Raw genomic sequence first — 15,460 nt, forward strand, 5'->3', positions numbered from 1 at the left:
AGGGGATGTCACAGCTCGGCCGCAATGGCGCCCGGGTTCCCCGGCCCCTCGCTCCCCGCCCCCGGGGACCAGGTACGTTCGACGGGTGGCTGGATTCAGGATCGGACGCGGCCGGGACAACCGCACCCCGCAACAACCGCAGCAGCAGCGGCAGCAGCCGTACGGAGGGCAGGCACCGCAGCCGCCGTACGGTGCTCAGCCGTGGCCGACGGCAGGAGGAGGCCCCGGCAACGGCGCGGCGCCATCGCCGTACGGTCAGCCGCAGGGCGGCGCTCCGTACAACGCGGGCGGCTACGCCCCACAGGGCGCTCCGCAGGGTCACGGCGGTCACCAGGGCCACGGCGGTCACGGCGGTCACGGCGGTCACGGCGAACCGGAGTACTTCGGCGAACCGTACACGGACCCCGCGCCCCACGACCCGTACGCCAACAATCCGGGCCACACGCAGGCGTTCCGCGTCGACGAGGACCCGTACGGCGACGGCAACACCTACCGCGCCGGTCACGCCCCCGCCCAGCCCGCGGGCCCTCGCCTGCGCTGGAAGGAGCTGCTGAGCGGCATCGTGATGCGCCCGGGGCCGACGTTCTGGCAGATGCGGGACTACCCGGTCTGGGGCCCGGCGCTGATCGTCACGTTCCTCTACGGCCTGCTCGCGCTCTTCGGCTTCGACCAGGCGCGCGAAGAGGCGATCAACGCGACGATCTCGACGGCCATCCCGTACGTCCTGTTCACCGGCGTCGGCTTCGTCATCGGCGGCCTGGTGCTCGGCGCGGTGACCCACACGCTGGCCCGCCAGCTCGGCGGCACGGGCTCGTGGCAGCCGACGGTGGGCCTGTCGATGCTGATCATGTCGATGACGGACGCCCCGCGCCTGCTCTTCGCCCTCTTCCTGGGCGGCGAGAACTCCCTGGTCCAGATCGTGGGCTGGCTGACCTGGCTGGCGGCGGGCGCGCTGTTCACGTCGATGGTGAGCAAGTCGCACGACCTGCCGTGGCCGAAGGCGCTGGGGGCGTCGGCGATCCAGCTGATCGCGCTGCTGTCGATCATCAAGCTGGGCACGATCTGAGCGAGTGATACAGAGGGGCCCCGGAACGCGGAAGCGTTCCGGGGCCTTTCTCATAGGGCATCCCTACGCGTCGAGAACTTGCCCATCGCGCCGGACGACGGGCTTCTCGACCGACCAGGGGAAGTTGATCCACTGGTCGGTCTTCTTCCACACGTACTCGCACTTCACGAGGGAGTGGGACTTCTCGTAGATGACGGCGCTGCGGACCTCGGCGACGTGGTCGACGCAGAAGTCATGGACAAGCTTGAGCGTCTTGCCGGTATCAGCGACGTCATCGGCGATCAGAACCTTCTTGTCGGAGAAGTCGATCGCGTTGGGGACGGGCGCGAGCATGACGGGCATTTCCAGGGTGGTGCCGACCCCGGTGTAGAACTCCACGTTGACGAGGTGGATGTTCTTGCAGTCGAGGGCGTAGGCGAGCCCGCCGGCGACGAACACGCCACCGCGAGCGATGCTCAGTACCACATCGGGCTCGTAGCCGTCATCGGCAACGGCCTGGGCGAGCTCGCGCACGGCGCGCCCGAAGCCCTCGTAGGTAAGGTTTTCCCGCACGTCAGCAGCCATGGTCGATCACACCTGGGTCCGATGGAAGTTCTGGAAGGACCGCGAGGCGGTCGGCCCGCGCTGCCCCTGGTACCGCGACCCGTACCGCTCGGAGCCGTACGGGAACTCGGCGGACGAGGTCAACCGGAACAGACACAGCTGCCCGATCTTCATCCCCGGCCACAGCTTTATCGGCAGCGTGGCGAGGTTCGACAGCTCCAGGGTCACGTGCCCGGAAAACCCGGGGTCGATGAACCCGGCCGTCGAGTGCGTCACCAGACCGAGCCGGCCGAGCGAGCTCTTGCCCTCCAGCCGCGAGGCCAGATCGTCGGGGAGCGAGATGACCTCGTACGTGGACGCCAGCACGAACTCGCCGGGGTGCAGGATGAAGGCCTCGTCCCCCTCGGGCTCGACGGTCCGCGTCAGATCGGGCTGTTCCACCGCCGGATCGATGTGCGGGTACCGGTGGTTCTCGAACACCCGGAAGTAGCGGTCCAGCCGCACGTCGATGCTCGACGGCTGCACCATCGAAGGGTCGTACGGATCGATACGGACTCGCCCGGCGTCGATCTCGGCCCGGATGTCCTTGTCTGAGAGAAGCACGCCCCGAGGATACGCAGAACGCGCGAGCCCGCCCCAACCGGACCACCCGCGCGCCCCTGCTCCACGTCTCCGCGGCAGCCGTTACTGCGGCTCGAACACGGCTTCTCTGCGCCGGCTACCGCTTCTCGAACGCCACGGGAACGGCCTGCCGCAACCGGGCGCACCGGGGACACCGGATCAACCGCCCCGGCCCGATCCGGTCGGCCCCGAGCTGCTGCATCGGAAACGACGAGGTAGTGAAAACGTGCCCTTCGGCACAGCGGACGACGGTGCGCTCCATCGACTCCATCAAGTCCCTTCCCCAACCGCATATGGACGAGAAAGCCACATTAGGGGATGAACAGGACGCCACTCCACGCGGCACTCCGACCACCCACGCTACGCCCCCAACTCCCGCCGATCACACCCCCGTCCACGCTTCCCCGCTGTTCGGGAACACGACACGAAGGCCCCACGGCGCATCCGCCGGGGGCCTGACATGGGGTACAGTGTGGAACGATGCAGAGCCGGTGATCGGCATGCTTCGCGGGTGTAGTTTAATGGTAGAACATGAGCTTCCCAAGCTCAGAGCGCGAGTTCGATTCTCGTCACCCGCTCCACATGTAAGCCCCAGGCCAACGGCCCGGGGCTTCTTTGTTGTCTAGACCTCTTGCGGTGCGGCGTGCCCTCCGCGTGCCCCATCTATCGGGACCGAAGGGCTTGCGCCCAGACCGTCGGCGGGACCAGCGGACGGTTGAAGCATCCGCTCAGCACGTCCGGCGCCGGCTTTCAAGACGTTGCCGATCTGCTGCGTGTCGGCCGAGGCTGGGGCGCTTCTGAGCCAGAGATAGCCATTCGCCAGCGGAGGAGATCCGCCGTGGTCGAAGGTGGGGCCTTCATTGGACGGTCCTCGGGGGAGGTGGCAGGTGCCGCTGCTGTCTTGGAAGGCGGGAGTGCCCCGCGGACGCACACCGGAGTCTGATGCCGGACAGAAGTCGGAGCCCGTTCCCCAGATACCAGTGAACGGCAAGACTGGTCAGCCGCTGGCCTACGTACCCGGCCAACGCCCCATCCGGTCGGAGTACGCTCGGCGAGATCCAGCACCAAGCAGCAACTCCGTCATTCGGGGGTTGGCTGGCTCCGTGCACGAGCGAGTCAACAGGATCACGCAAGCACGGGACTGGGTCGGGCGATGGCAGGACAAGATCCAGGGAAGGCCCCAGCGCCCCATTCGAGGTCTAGACGAGTTCACCGGGGAGCCTCTCGCGCAGTGGGCTCTGGCAAATGTGCTGTACGCGCGAAAGCGGCCGGTGCCGTCCTTCGGATTCGCATTGGCTCCGGTACTCACCCACAGCGTGGCGGCACGACGGCAACGTCGCCTTCGCTTCACCCTGTTGCTGGCCACGTCCCTCTATATGGCAAGCACTCACCCTCTGGGACTTGCGGCACTCATCCTGGCTGTGCTGGTCTGGCAGTTCCTCACCGGGCGGGCCGGTCGAGCAGTCATCCGCTGGGGTTTCAGCGCACTGGTTCCGACTGTCCTGCTTGCTGCAGCCCTGCTTGCCCTCTGGACCTTCGTCAAGCCTCATCAGCCGATGCTGCGCGATGCCGTGGTGGAAGCTCTTATCGTCGCTCCTCACCTTCTCATCGGCGCCACAAGCATTCATCTACTTGACCGTTTGGCGTGTCACGCCTATATGCAGTCACTACGGCCTAGCCGCACACAACTGGCCAAACGTCCCTTCCTCGCCCCTTACGCTGCTAAGAAGATCGCTTCGCACGAAGTCTCAGAGCAGTGGCAAAGCATTGCCTACCGCAGGGAAGGCAATGTAGACCGCTTTGTGGGAGCTGGCCTCGATTCGTGGATGAGGGGTGCCACCCGCATCCAACTAACGTCAGCTCGCACAAGCGATGAGGAAGAAGACAATCTTTCGGCCACTGATGCGTTCGATCTCGATGCGAGCCAAAAGTTTGAGGCGGACGAACTCCTGGACAAGGTGCGTGACGAGCTAGAGGAACTTCGCGGAGCTTTGGTTGAAACCCACGCCCTGCCCAACTGCGATGTGGCCGAATTCCTAGGGGTTCCAGAGAGTCGATGGAAAAGCTTGGGACAGGGTGGAGGCGGTGTCAGCAAATCAGAGTGGCCGGAAGCCACTGAAATGTGCACCGAGGCCCGTGACGCGCCAACCGGCCACTTCTCTCGTAGATACCTGGCTGCGCAGGTCATCGCATGGGACGGGCAGATTGTAGTGACAGTCTTCGCGCACGCTGCGTTGGAAGGCAACACCCTTCACTTCGTCACCCGTCCGCATGTCCACGCCCCATTGACCCCTTCGGCGAACGTTACTCCCGCAAAAGGTTGGGACCTCGCTAGGAAGCTGGCGGAAGCGCCGCTTCACGCGGTTGGAGACACCGTCGCACTAGCTGCCTGGGCCTACACAGCAGTCGGCCGTGGCCTCGGACTGCTGAGCACGGCAGCCACAGCCGCAGCCGCTGTTCGCCCAAGGGGCGACGGCAAGCCCGTAAGCCTTCGAGAGCACTGTGGCCGGGTGACGACTGAAGATATGCACCAGACCGAGGACGTGCAGCGCTACGTTTCGATCCTCCAGTCGAGGATGTTCAGCACTGTGAGCGCCTTTCTCGCTGACCACGGCCTGGCCACTGGAGAATTCAAACGCCAAGCCATTGCCATCACACAGAACTTCATCAGCGGCGACAACAACCAGGTGAATACCGGAAATATGGGCGGCGGCATGCAACAAGGCTCCGCGCCTGACGGTCCGGCGAACAGAACCGAAAAGGCGGGATGATCATGCGTTTTGGGCGAGCGAACACAAGTGGCGGCACCCACGTCACCGGCAGTGGCAATCAAGTCAACACTGGCAGGGTCGGCGGCGACATGCGCCAAGTCCAGGTGTCAGGGCGTGAATCAGACGATCCCAGGCTCTTGACCGCGCAGGCCAAACTGGCCGAGTTGGCAGCCGCCCTGGATACGCACGCTGACGAAGTCCACAGCATCGACAGCTGCCGACAAGCCGTGGCCAGAATCGACGAGGAGCTTCGCGAGCCGACGCCGGACGGCCGCCGCCTTACCGAAACCTTGGAGATGCTTAGCCTCGCGCTTGGCTCTGCCGCGTCCTTGACCTCGCTCGCCGACTCGCTTCGAAGCGCGATCCAGACACTGCTCGGCTGAACGTGTGGTCTGCCAGTCGGCAGGCCACACGTCTGGGCCACGCGGGCTGGGCGAGGGGACGGCTGCCGCCCGCCCTGCACTTTTACCGCTCGGCCAGGCGGCTCGCCTCCTTGGCCCTTTGGCGTCCTTCCCGCACCCGTGCGTCGATGCCCTCCGCCACCTCCCGCCACCTCCCGCTGCCGCTCCCCGTCGGAGTGCTGGTAGATCAGCGCTGCCTTCTCCGAGGACTGACCGGCGCGGACCATCGTGTCCTTGAGCGTGGCCCCCGACTGGGTGGACAAGGTGTGGCCGGTGTGGCGGAGGTCGTAGAAGCGGAAGTCCTCCGGCAGGCCCACCTTGGTGCGCGCCCTGCGCCATTTGCGGCCGAAGGTGGACCGCCGGAATGGCGCGCCCCGCTCGCCGACGAACAGAAGGCCGTTGGGCTCCTTCTCCGCGTACCAGTCCAGGTGGCGTTTTACCTCGATGCGCAAGAAGGCCGGGAGGAAGACGGTTCGGCGTCCGGCGGTCGACTTCGTGTCGCCCTCGACCCGTCGGCCTGTGGTCAGCTCCGGCGCGGCGTCGCTGATCCTGGCCGCGAGCGGTTCGAGCGTGACGTCGGGCCGCCGCAGTGCCGCCTGCTCCTCCGGCCGCATCGGCCCGTAAGCACCGAAGTAGACCATCAGCCGCCACCTGGGGCCCATGGCATCCGCGAGCGCGTCGACCTGTTCGACGGTGGCGGTAGGGCGTTCCTTGGCCCTCTCGCTGCCGGCGCCCCTGATCCGGCAGGGGTTGCGGCGGATCAGCTCGTCGTCGGCGGCCGTCTCCATGATGGCCTTGAGGAGGCGGTACGACTTGGCGACGGTCGTCGCACCGGTTGCCTCCAGCCGTTCGGCCCGCCAGGTGCGCACACCGGGCGGTGTGATGTCGTCCAGGTTCACCGAGGCGAACGTGGGCAGCAGGTGCAACCGCAGGAGCCGGCGGTACAGCTCCTCCGTGGTGGCCGAGAGGCCGCGCTCCTCAACCCACTGGACAGCGTAGGCAGCGAAGTTGACCGCCCCGGCGTCCGGGTCGACCCAGTGCTTGCGCTCGATGTCGGCCTGGGTGAGCGTGAGCCAGGTCTGGGCGTCGGTGCGCGTCGAGAAGGTCTCCGGGGCGGTACGGCGGCTGCCGTCCGGGGCCCAGTAGCGTGTCTGCCAGCGTCCCGAAGGCAGTTGGCGGACCGTGCCGAATTCACGCCGCCTCTGCGGCTTGCGAGCGGCCATCAGGCGGCCTTCCCGTAGCGGGAACGCTCATCGCGGAGAGTCGGCACGGTGCGCTCCTCGATGTATGCGGCGATGGCGCTCTCGGGTATCCGCACGGGCTTGCCGAGCTTGACGTAGCGGATACGGCGCTCCTGGACGAGTCGCCGGATGAAGCGCACGCCGGTGCCGAGGCGTTGGGCAGCCTGCTCCACGGTGAGGAGGGGGTCGGTGGTGGTCACCTCCTCCGGCTGGAGGGTGCGCTGAGCAGGGACGTGCGGTATCGCCGAAGGGCGCAAAGTTGGTGCTCCGGTTCTGGCCGGCGGGCAGGGCGGCAACCCTGGGCTGGCCTGGTGTCGTTCAGGGATGGGACGGGTGATGCGTCCGCAGCGGGGGTTTGCGTTCCCACTACGGCGGCTGGATCGGTTCGCTACGCGTCGGAAGCGGGACCGTACTCCTCGTTGACCTTGATCAGCTCGGTCGCGATGGCGTTGGAGACCATCACGTCGGCTTCCTCACGGATGTCCGGGTGGTCGGCGAGGTAGGCATCGAGCTGGTCGCGGGCTCTCCGTGCCTCGTGGTTGGCGCGGTTGGAGGCCCGATAGGTGGCGACGACGTTGTCGATCAGCTCCATGGCGCGGCCCATGGTCGCCAGGCTGGGCGGCCCGACGAAGTTGCTGAGCGGGACGCCGAAGACCTCGGCGAAGCCGATGGCCTCGTCGAGGTTGATGCGGCGCTTGCGGTTCTCGATACGCCACACCGCGGACGGGTTCATGTCGAAGCCGGCCTCGTTCATGTGGTCGGACAGCGTCGTGGTGCTCCAGCCGCGCTTCTCCCGCTCCAGCTTGATCCGCACGGTGGCGTTCTCTTCGCCACTGAGGAGCACTCCCTCGGAGCTCTCTTCGTCATCCGACATCGCCGCCTCCTCTCACTCTCCGCGTTCACCGCCACTTCGGCGCATGTCATAACGCTAGCATCGCTTCTGCCGATCGCAAAGCGCTATGCTATCCGCAGAGGGGGTGGTACAGTTGAAACTCCCCAGCAGACCGCATCGGTCCGCTGGCGCGCGCTGCGACCTGACCAGAAGCACAAAAAGCCCCCCGGTGACCCAACACCGAGGGGCTCAGCGCGCAAACCTCATGCCGCCCATCCCTGAACGACTGACCTGCAAGCCGGGATTGCCGTCCCATTGGCCTGCAAGCAGAGGAGCTACATGTCCAGTATGGACGATCCTGCCCCGAGCACGCCATCTCTTCCCGTAAGCGCAGCCGCCTGGCCGCCCGTGGCCGTACCCGGCCGCCCCCGTCCCGACGAGGACGCGCCCTCCTCCGAACAGCACCACCTCGCCTCCATCTCCGAAGGGGAAGAAGTCCTCACGGCGCTGCGGGAGCAGATCCTGCGGTACGTGGTGATGCCGAGCGAGGAGGCATCAGTGGCGGTGACGTTGTGGGTGGCGGCGACGCACCTGCAGACGGCATGGCAGCACGCGCCGCGTTTGGCGGTGGTGGGGCCTGCGAAGCGGTGCGGTAAGTCACGGCTCCTGGACGTGATCACCGAGAGCGTCCACGATCCGCTCATCACGGTCAACGCCTCGGCCGCCGCGGTGTTCCGGTCGATCACCGATACCCCGCCCACCCTGCTGGTCGACGAGGCCGACACCCTTTTCGGGTCCGCGAAGGTCGCGGAGAAGAACGAGGAGATGCGCGGCCTGCTCAACGCCGGTCACCAGCGCAACCGCCCGACCCTGCGGGTCTCAGGACCCAACCACGAGGTGTCGAAGTTCCCCACTTTCGCCATGGCAGCCCTCGCCGGGATCGGAGACCTGCCTGACACGATCATGGACCGCTCGGTCGTGATCCGTATGCGGCGCCGCATGCCGGGCGAGAAGGTCGCCGAATTCCGTACCTTCCGCGACACCCCGCCCCTCCACGCCCTGCGCGAGCGACTCGCCGCATGGCTGGGCCCACTCCACGCCAGCGCGATGGAACTGACACCCTCCATGCCGGTCGAAGACCGGGCGGCCGACACCTGGCAGCCACTGGTCGCAGTCGCCGACCTCGCCGGCGGCACGTGGCCTTCCCTCGCCCGCAATGCTTGCCGGGTCATGGCAAAGCACGAGGCCGAACAGGACCAGGACCGGAGCAGCCTGGGCATCCGCCTCCTGGCCGACGTCCGCCGCGCCTTCGCCTCCGAGGGCAACCCACCAGCGCTGCGCACCAGTCGGCTCCTGGACATCCTCAACCAGGACGCCGAGACCCCCTGGCCGGAGTACACCGCCAACGGCCTCACTCCACGGGGCCTGCAGATCCTGCTCAACGAGTACGGCATCAGCTCTGCCCCCAAGCGCTTCCACGGCAACGTCCAGGCTCGGGGCTACACCCGTCGGCACTTCGCCGACGGGTGGGCCCGCTACTGCCCCGAGCCCGCACCCGAAGCCGCGACCGGGGCCTGACCCTGCACGACCCGTCACGACTCGTCTCCGCGCAGGTCAAAGCGGTGACAGGTCGAGATCCGGTGACGAGTCGTCTCGACGTCACCGCCAGACCCGCATCTGCCCTGACCAGGCATGCGACATGTCGTGACGGGTCCTCGCGCCCCTGGGCCCGAACCTCGCACCTCTTGGAGCACTCCCCCTTGCCTTCACCCACTCTCGCCGCAGGACCGTCGACCGCGCTGCCGCCCTTGGCACCGGTGTCGCACTGCTGGCCGTGGCCGCCTTCGCGCTTTCCTACGACGCCCTGCGCCAGATGGCCGCCGCCAGCCACGTCCATCCCGCGCTCACCTACGCCTTCCCGCTCGTCATAGACGGGTTCATCGCCATCGGGATCGGCGCGCTGCTCGTCCTACGGACCGCCCCCTTGTCCGCCCGCCTCTACGTCTCGGCACTGGTCGGCATCGCCACCGCCACCAGCATCTGGGCCAACGTCCTGCACGCCATCCGCCTCAACCAGCAGAACCGGCGCAGCGCACTCGCTCTCGACGACCTCACCGTCGGGGCCATCTCCGCCATCGCCCCGCTCGCCCTGGCCGGAGCCGTCCACCTCTACCTCCTCGTCCAACGCCGACCCACGCGAACGAAGCCCCGCCCCGAGCCGCACAACGACGGAGCCACTTCTCCCGAAGACGGGGTGACCCCCACGCCTGCCCCGGTGCCCGACGCCGATGTGGCCAAGGCCCCTGCGATGTCCGCGTCTCAGCCCACCCAGCCACGTGGCAAACGTCGCGGCCGTCCGAGCGCCACCTTCGAGCAGGCAGTGGAGATCGGACGTACGGCCCCCACGGGACGTGGCGGCCAAATCTCTCGCCGCCACATCGAGGCGGCCGTCCACGCCAAGGGACTCGGCATCGGGCGGTCCCGCCTGGACGAGGTCAAGAACCTCCTCCAGGCCGAGCTCGACCAAGCCCGAACCACGGCGTAGGCCCGCGCCCTCCCGCCAACTGCTCGCCTCGGAATCGCCGGGGCGAGCACGGCTTCCCCTTCGTACGGTCGGAGAGCCCCTCATGCACGAACAGTCCACACACCCCCTCCCCCACTCCTCTCGGCACCTGACCTCCACTCCAGCCCCAGGCGGAGCAAGGTATGGCGTTGGACCGTCCAAGGGCCGGTCCAACGCAGGTTCCTCCGCCCCGGGGGTGGCGGAGGGTCTCGGGCACCAGGGGGCGCCCGAGCAGGATCAGCCCATCGACACCTCCAGCCCTGCCGTGCCGCAACCGCGTGTCTCCGAAGCCGCCGCGCTCCACCGCGTCGCCCGCCGCCGCGACCGCAACGAGACCCAGCGCACCGCGCGCGTCGATGTCCGCTACAGCACCGAAGAGAAGGCGGACATCGTCGCCAAGGCCCGCTCGCTGAACATCGCCGCCGCCCACTACGTCGGTGCCGTCGTCATGGCCCACCTCGACGGGGACCTCGCCTTGCCCGGTCAGCGCACCCCGCTCGACGACTACGTCGATGAACTCACCACGCTCCGTGGCGAGGTAGCCAAGATCGGCCACAACATCAACCAGATCGCCAGGAAGCTCAACTCCGGCGACCTCCCTCACTCCGGCGACACCGCCACCCTGGCCCAGGCCGAACGCACCCTCGCCGCGGTCGGCACCGCCGTCCGCCACATTGCGGAGGCCACCAACCAAGCCGTCGCCACAAAGAGCCACCGATGATCGCCAAGATCAGCAGTGGCAAGAGTACGGCCGGCCTCATCCGCTACCTCTACGGACCAGGCCGCGCCAACGAACACACCGATCCCCACCTCGTCACTTCCTGGGACGGCTACGCCCCCGACCCAGGCCGCGCCGACGACAGCACGGCGGCCAGGAAGCAGCTCGTCGACGACCTCGACCTGCGCGTCAAGCAAGCTGATCGACTGGGCCGCGCCCCGAAGCAGCACGTGTGGCACTGCTCTCTCCGCGCGGCACCCGGTGACCGCATCCTCGAAGACGGCGAGTGGGCGGACATCGCCCGTCGCGTCGTCGCGGCCACCGGCATCGCACCGGCGGACGACCCGGATGGCTGCCGCTGGATCGCCGTACGCCACGCCCCCGATCACATCCACATCGCCGCCACAAAGGTGCGAGGTGACCTCCGCTCAGCACGTCACTGGAACGACTACCTCACCGCTGACCGCGAACTCGCACTCATCGAGAAGGAATACCGGCTGCAACGGGTTATCCGCGGTGACCGCACCGCCGCCAAACGGCCCCATCGCGCCGAACAGGAGAAGGCCCTGCGGAACGGCCAGGCCAAGGCTGCCCGCGAACGCCTGCGCGCCGTGGTCCGCACAGCGGCGGCTGCCGCCACAGATACCGAGGAGTTCCTCGGTCTGCTCACCCACTCCAAGGGGGTTCTCGTCGAGGTCCTGCACTTCCCCTCGGAAGAACCACGCGGCTACAAGGTTGCCCTGGAGAACGACCGGAACGCCAAAGCAGAACCGGTGTGGTTCTCCGGCTCCACGCTGGCGCCGGATCTCTCCCTCCCGAAGATCCAGAGCCGTCTCGCCGCAGCAGAGGTTCCATCGTCCGCCGAAGGGCGCCTCAGGCCGCACCCATGGCATCAAGCCACCGCAGCCACCGAGCGCATCCCCCACCACCTCGACCAGCCGAACGCCGAAGCCGCCCAGGCCCACCTGGCCGCCTTCGGCGAAGCGCTCGACGCCGTAGCTCTCACCGCACCGCCGGACATTCGTACCGAACTCCGCTCAGCAGCCTCAGCTTTCGAGCGGGCGACCCGTTCGCGCGTCCGCGCCGAGCACCACCACGCTCGTGCTCTCCGCGGCGCGGTCAAGGCGATGCTTCGCGAGCCAGCACCGAAGGACGGAGCCGCCTTGGCGATGTTCCTCGACGCTGCGGTCCTCGCCGTCATCGCCGCCGCACGCTGGCACGACCGACGAGAGCACGAGCAACAGGTCGTCGCAGCCCACAAGTGCCTGCTCCACCTCCAGGCCGCCTACGACCAAACGGCAGCCACGCCCCTACTGGTCCTCGGCCAACGCCGACCGTCCCAGAATCTTGCGGACCAATACGTCCGGCTCATCCGCCAGGCCGCCCCGGCGCACGCGGACCAGATTCTCGCCGACTCTGCCTCGCAGGCGCTCACCACCGCATTGGCCGAAGCAGAGACAGCGGGCCACGACCCCAAACGCCTGTTGCAGCAGGCAGCAGAAGAACGAGCCCTCGACGACGCACGCTCCCCGGCACGCACCATCACCTGGCGCGTACATCGGCTCTCGCAGAGGCCGGTTCCCAGTCGACGAGCTCTGGCGGCACAAGCTCGCAGCACCGGACTACGCCACGTGCCCTCGCCCGAACCTGCGGCGACGGCCCCACCCACCATTCCCGCGTCTCGCCCTCGGCGGAGGTGATCGTCCAGCGGCTACCCCTCAGCGTGAACGAATCAACGGCTCTTCTCTGACCGGAGCTGGGAGAGGGTGTGCACAACCGGCAGGTCGAACTGGTCCTTGTCCTGCTCCCAGTAGGCAAGCACCCGAGCCGTGGCTTCGGCCATGTCCGTGGGCAGGTCGGCCGCGCGGAGCGTATCGACGACCTCTTCCATCTCGGGCGCCCAGCGCCAGGCTCGGGCCGCCACGCTCGGTAGATACTCCGGATCGGAGAGGATCGCGGAGATCATGACCTCGGCTTCGGCTGTGAGCTGATCACCGACTCCATGGGCGTCGGCGAGCGCGTGAGCGACTCCAGCGAGGGTGCGGGCGGCCTTCTGGTAGCTGGAGAAGGCCATCTTCAGCGCGGAAGCGGAACCGACTGTGTCCCCGACCCGGCACACGTGCAGCGCAGAGTCCGTGAACAGCGACGCCAGCAGCTCGACGGCAGAGTCGGCCCCTGCGAGATAGAGCCGTGTGACACGCCCCTCGCCCGGCGGCTGACCGAAAACGGCACCGTCGACAACTGCGGAGCCGGGGCGGATCTCGTCAGCAATGCGCCGTACGCGTTGAGGGCTGATGGCGTTGACATCGGCGTACACCCCCGCGAAGCCGTGCGCTGCCACCGCCGCCGCGACGTCCTCCGCCGCCTGTGGTGGGCAGACCGAGAGAACGACCGCGCTTCTGGACAGCGCCTCCGCGAGCGAGTCGTACGCCGTGGCACCGGCCTCTCTCCCTCGGACCCAGGTGTTCTCACTGCGGCCCTTGGTCACCGACAGCACCTCATGACCGCCGGCCACGAGCTCGGCGGTGATCGCCGCGCCCATGGTTCCAGGGTGGAGGACGGTCACGGTGATCACTGGCTGCCTCCGACGGTGTGCGACGTGGAGTGTTCCTCATCCTCATGATCCGCTGTCGCCTGGCACTAGTTCAGCCATGACCATACGTCGGTGGCCAGGTCCCTGAAGCCCACGGGACGCACCTCTTCACCAGGCGCCGTGCCATGTGATCAGGGCACGGGCGTAGGCCCCGGGTGCGGTTCCGCCCGTGGAGCGCAACTGGTACATGAGCTCTTGACGGGGTTTCACCCCGCAGAACTCACTCAAGTGCATATGCTGACGCTGCGGTGACGAATGGTCACAGTCGGGGCCCCCTTGCGCCTAACAGGAAGGGGATTGCCCGTGGCTGGACGCCATAGGAAACCGCGCCGAGGTGGGGCCCTGAGAACGGGGCTCGCTGTCGCATCACTGATCGTTGGCCTCAGTCGGCTCGCATCCGAACGAGGCTGGATCTAGCGCAACGGTCCTTCTCAGGGCCACCTCTCCTTGGGGCCCGGCGGCCATGACGGCGCCGGGCTCCTTGCTTGCCCACCTCGGTCGTGTCCACTGTCTTACGCCAAGGTGTGCGGCTCCCAATGTAGCCACAGAACATCCGTAGGACATGCCGATTGGCATTGCCATCAGGAATCACCACCCGGGTTGCATTGTTCGGATGGCATTTCCACACAGGATTGCCGGTCAAATCCGGTTGGTCTACGTCCACCGGCCAGCCACTGGTTGCTGTGCACGCTGGTGCCGGCGGAGGCTGTGGCCGGGTCGGCCAAGTCGGGCAGCAAGTGCACGGAGGGGGCGCCACGAGGCCATACCTGGGATCAAGGACTCGTACTGGGCCTCGGGCCCTGGTACTGCGCCAACGTGGTGGGCATGCCCGTTCTCGTACAGCTGGGCGACGGGTTCGGCCCGGAGCCGGTGTATCCGGCGGGCCCGGAGGGTGACATCGACCGGACGGCGGATGATGAGGGGTGGATCGTCGACGAGCTGTACGGGTCGGCGTCGGAGTTCGTGAAGGACATCTGCGACTCGCTGCCGACGTCGGGCGTCGGGGGTACGTCGCGGTCGCAGTGGCTGGCCGAGTCGGGAGATCTGGACAGTTCAGGTGAGGCGATGCTGCTGGCAGGGGTGCCGAAGCTGTACCCGAAGTGGACGTCGGCGCTGAAGGAGGCGGTGTCCGGGGACTACGAGCGGTGGTTCGGGGACGGCACGTACGTGGTGTCGACGAAGGCGCCGTCTGACGATCAGATCGCGGAGGGTGAGGGCCTGCCGATCCCGCCGGGCACGTACCAGGCATCGGGGTGGATGGAGGACTGCTACTGGGAGCGGACATCGGAGGGCGGGGAGATCATCGATAACCAGCTGGCGACGTCAGCCCTGTCGATTACGGTGACGATCGCCCCGTCGGACGGGCAGTTCACCTCGGAGCGGTGCGCGGTGTGGAAGCCAGTGAAGTAGAACCGGATCTTGATATCTACCTGCAGCACGTTGCTGATGTTGTTCACGACCGGAAGGACGTTGCTCGTCTCGAGGATGACCTCGATGTGGTTGTCCTTGCCGTTGACGGGTGATCGCCTTGTCCGCTGCTGCCTGGTGACCGGTCTGGAGAACTTGGATCTCCAAGCCGTGCGGGCATCCCGGAGGGCCCCGCCGACACTGGCGGGGCCCTCCTTTGTGTAGCTAGCGCTTGTAGATCAGCCAGGCGATGACGGCGGTGGTCGCGAACTCGCCAGCCTTGGATGCGACGCCGCACATGAAGCTGGTCTGAACGCGCTGTCCAGGCCCTGCGGCCCATTTACGCAGGTGAGCCGTGGCCGCGATGCGCCACCTGTTCAGGCGGGTGCTAGGCCCCGAGGGGCCTCTCGCGATACGCTTCATCCAGTGGTCCTCTCATTTCGCTGATGGCGGGACACCGCTCAGGGAGCCAGCTCCCTCGACTCATGGCCGCGAAACCTGTCGAGGAGTGGGGCTCCCTTTGCGTTGCCCTGATTCTACGGGGGCCTACCGGCAACTTCCGGCGTGAGACCACAACTTCTGTCAGTTCGGGACGAACGTGTCGTGGCGCTGTGTGAGTAGATGGGAGCTTCCTCGGGGGATCTCGGGATTCCTCTGGATACTGCGGGGTGGCCTACGCTCCCGGAAGAGCAGCCCATGTGATG

At 67.2% G+C, this 15,460-nt stretch carries 12 protein-coding genes, 1 tRNA gene and 1 pseudogene; 8 read left to right on the forward strand and 6 right to left on the reverse strand.

All coding sequences use genetic code 11. The features are described from left to right. Positions 1 to 85 precede the first annotated feature (85 nt). The gene (locus A3Q37_RS19440) at positions 86 to 1,066 is read left to right on the forward strand and encodes a Yip1 family protein (protein ID WP_065486361.1); all 981 of its coding nucleotides are present in this window, start codon (positions 86 to 88) and stop codon (positions 1,064 to 1,066) included. Between the two features lie 63 nt (positions 1,067 to 1,129). Here the strand turns inward: A3Q37_RS19440 and A3Q37_RS19445 are convergent, their stop codons facing one another. Further along, positions 1,130 to 1,630 carry a phosphoribosyltransferase gene (locus A3Q37_RS19445; protein WP_006126277.1) on the reverse strand — a complete coding sequence of 167 codons (501 nt, stop codon included), beginning with the start codon at positions 1,628 to 1,630 and terminating at the stop codon, positions 1,130 to 1,132. 6 nt (positions 1,631 to 1,636) lie between these two features. Next, complete coding sequence (dcd, locus tag A3Q37_RS19450; RefSeq protein WP_065486364.1) at positions 1,637 to 2,212, reverse strand: dCTP deaminase; 576 nt, start codon at positions 2,210 to 2,212, stop codon at positions 1,637 to 1,639. A gap of 525 nt (positions 2,213 to 2,737) precedes the next feature. On the opposite strand from dcd, the gene A3Q37_RS19455 reads away from it, so the two are divergent. Next, positions 2,738 to 2,811: transfer RNA gene (locus tag A3Q37_RS19455), tRNA-Gly, on the forward strand. A gap of 735 nt (positions 2,812 to 3,546) precedes the next feature. Further along, entirely contained in the window at positions 3,547 to 5,001 is a 1,455-nt protein-coding gene (locus A3Q37_RS19460; RefSeq protein ID WP_255311865.1) for a hypothetical protein, read from the forward strand. Positions 5,002 to 5,548: 547 nt separating this feature from the next. Here the strand turns inward: A3Q37_RS19460 and A3Q37_RS19465 are convergent. The 3 genes and pseudogenes from A3Q37_RS19465 to A3Q37_RS19475 all read right to left on the reverse strand — a co-directional run. Next, a pseudogene (locus A3Q37_RS19465) lies at positions 5,549 to 6,625 on the reverse strand (tyrosine-type recombinase/integrase); the annotation flags it as partial. Continuing rightward, on the reverse strand, positions 6,625 to 6,843 hold the full coding sequence (locus A3Q37_RS19470; protein ID WP_065486367.1) for a helix-turn-helix domain-containing protein: 219 nt from the start codon (positions 6,841 to 6,843) through the stop codon (positions 6,625 to 6,627). The pseudogene A3Q37_RS19465 and the gene A3Q37_RS19470, both read right to left, overlap by 1 nt. A 188-nt stretch (positions 6,844 to 7,031) precedes the next feature. Then, complete coding sequence (locus tag A3Q37_RS19475) at positions 7,032 to 7,517, reverse strand: helix-turn-helix transcriptional regulator (RefSeq protein WP_065486370.1); 486 nt, start codon at positions 7,515 to 7,517, stop codon at positions 7,032 to 7,034. 306 nt (positions 7,518 to 7,823) lie between these two features. On the opposite strand from A3Q37_RS19475, the gene A3Q37_RS19480 reads away from it, so the two are divergent. The 4 genes from A3Q37_RS19480 (at position 7,824) to A3Q37_RS19495 (ending at position 12,456) form a co-directional block, all read left to right on the forward strand. Next, positions 7,824 to 9,053: a DUF3631 domain-containing protein gene (locus tag A3Q37_RS19480; RefSeq protein ID WP_065486372.1), complete on the forward strand. Its 1,230-nt coding sequence runs from the start codon at positions 7,824 to 7,826 to the stop codon at positions 9,051 to 9,053. 256 nt (positions 9,054 to 9,309) lie between these two features. Continuing rightward, positions 9,310 to 10,020: a DUF2637 domain-containing protein gene (locus tag A3Q37_RS19485; protein ID WP_369691459.1), complete on the forward strand. Its 711-nt coding sequence runs from the start codon at positions 9,310 to 9,312 to the stop codon at positions 10,018 to 10,020. 283 nt (positions 10,021 to 10,303) lie between these two features. Further along, positions 10,304 to 10,759: a MobC family plasmid mobilization relaxosome protein gene (locus tag A3Q37_RS19490; RefSeq protein ID WP_369691460.1), complete on the forward strand. Its 456-nt coding sequence runs from the start codon at positions 10,304 to 10,306 to the stop codon at positions 10,757 to 10,759. Next, entirely contained in the window at positions 10,756 to 12,456 is a 1,701-nt protein-coding gene (locus tag A3Q37_RS19495; RefSeq protein WP_065486376.1) for a relaxase/mobilization nuclease domain-containing protein, read from the forward strand. The genes A3Q37_RS19490 and A3Q37_RS19495 overlap by 4 nt, the downstream gene beginning before the upstream one ends. A gap of 32 nt (positions 12,457 to 12,488) precedes the next feature. On the opposite strand, the gene A3Q37_RS19500 is transcribed toward A3Q37_RS19495, so the two are convergent. Further along, entirely contained in the window at positions 12,489 to 13,331 is an 843-nt protein-coding gene (locus tag A3Q37_RS19500) for an NAD(P)-dependent oxidoreductase (protein WP_107471562.1), read from the reverse strand. Between the two features lie 843 nt (positions 13,332 to 14,174). Between A3Q37_RS19500 and A3Q37_RS19505 the strand changes: the two genes are divergently transcribed. Continuing rightward, positions 14,175 to 14,759: a hypothetical protein gene (locus A3Q37_RS19505; RefSeq protein ID WP_065486379.1), complete on the forward strand. Its 585-nt coding sequence runs from the start codon at positions 14,175 to 14,177 to the stop codon at positions 14,757 to 14,759. Positions 14,760 to 15,460 lie beyond the last annotated feature (701 nt).

Origin of the sequence: Streptomyces sp. PTY087I2 (genome assembly GCF_001687325.1) — a bacterium.
Taxonomy (GTDB): Bacteria; Actinomycetota; Actinomycetes; order Streptomycetales; family Streptomycetaceae; genus Streptomyces.

Coding starts and splice junctions, on each gene's coding strand:
- A3Q37_RS19445 (WP_006126277.1), bottom strand. CDS start 1,630: ATGGCTGCTGACGTGCGGGAAAACCTTACCTACGAGGGCTTCGGGCGC.
- A3Q37_RS19475 (WP_065486370.1), bottom strand. CDS start 7,517: ATGTCGGATGACGAAGAGAGCTCCGAGGGAGTGCTCCTCAGTGGCGAA.
- A3Q37_RS19480 (WP_065486372.1), top strand. CDS start 7,824: ATGGACGATCCTGCCCCGAGCACGCCATCTCTTCCCGTAAGCGCAGCC.
- A3Q37_RS19495 (WP_065486376.1), top strand. CDS start 10,756: ATGATCGCCAAGATCAGCAGTGGCAAGAGTACGGCCGGCCTCATCCGC.
- A3Q37_RS19505 (WP_065486379.1), top strand. CDS start 14,175: ATGCCCGTTCTCGTACAGCTGGGCGACGGGTTCGGCCCGGAGCCGGTG.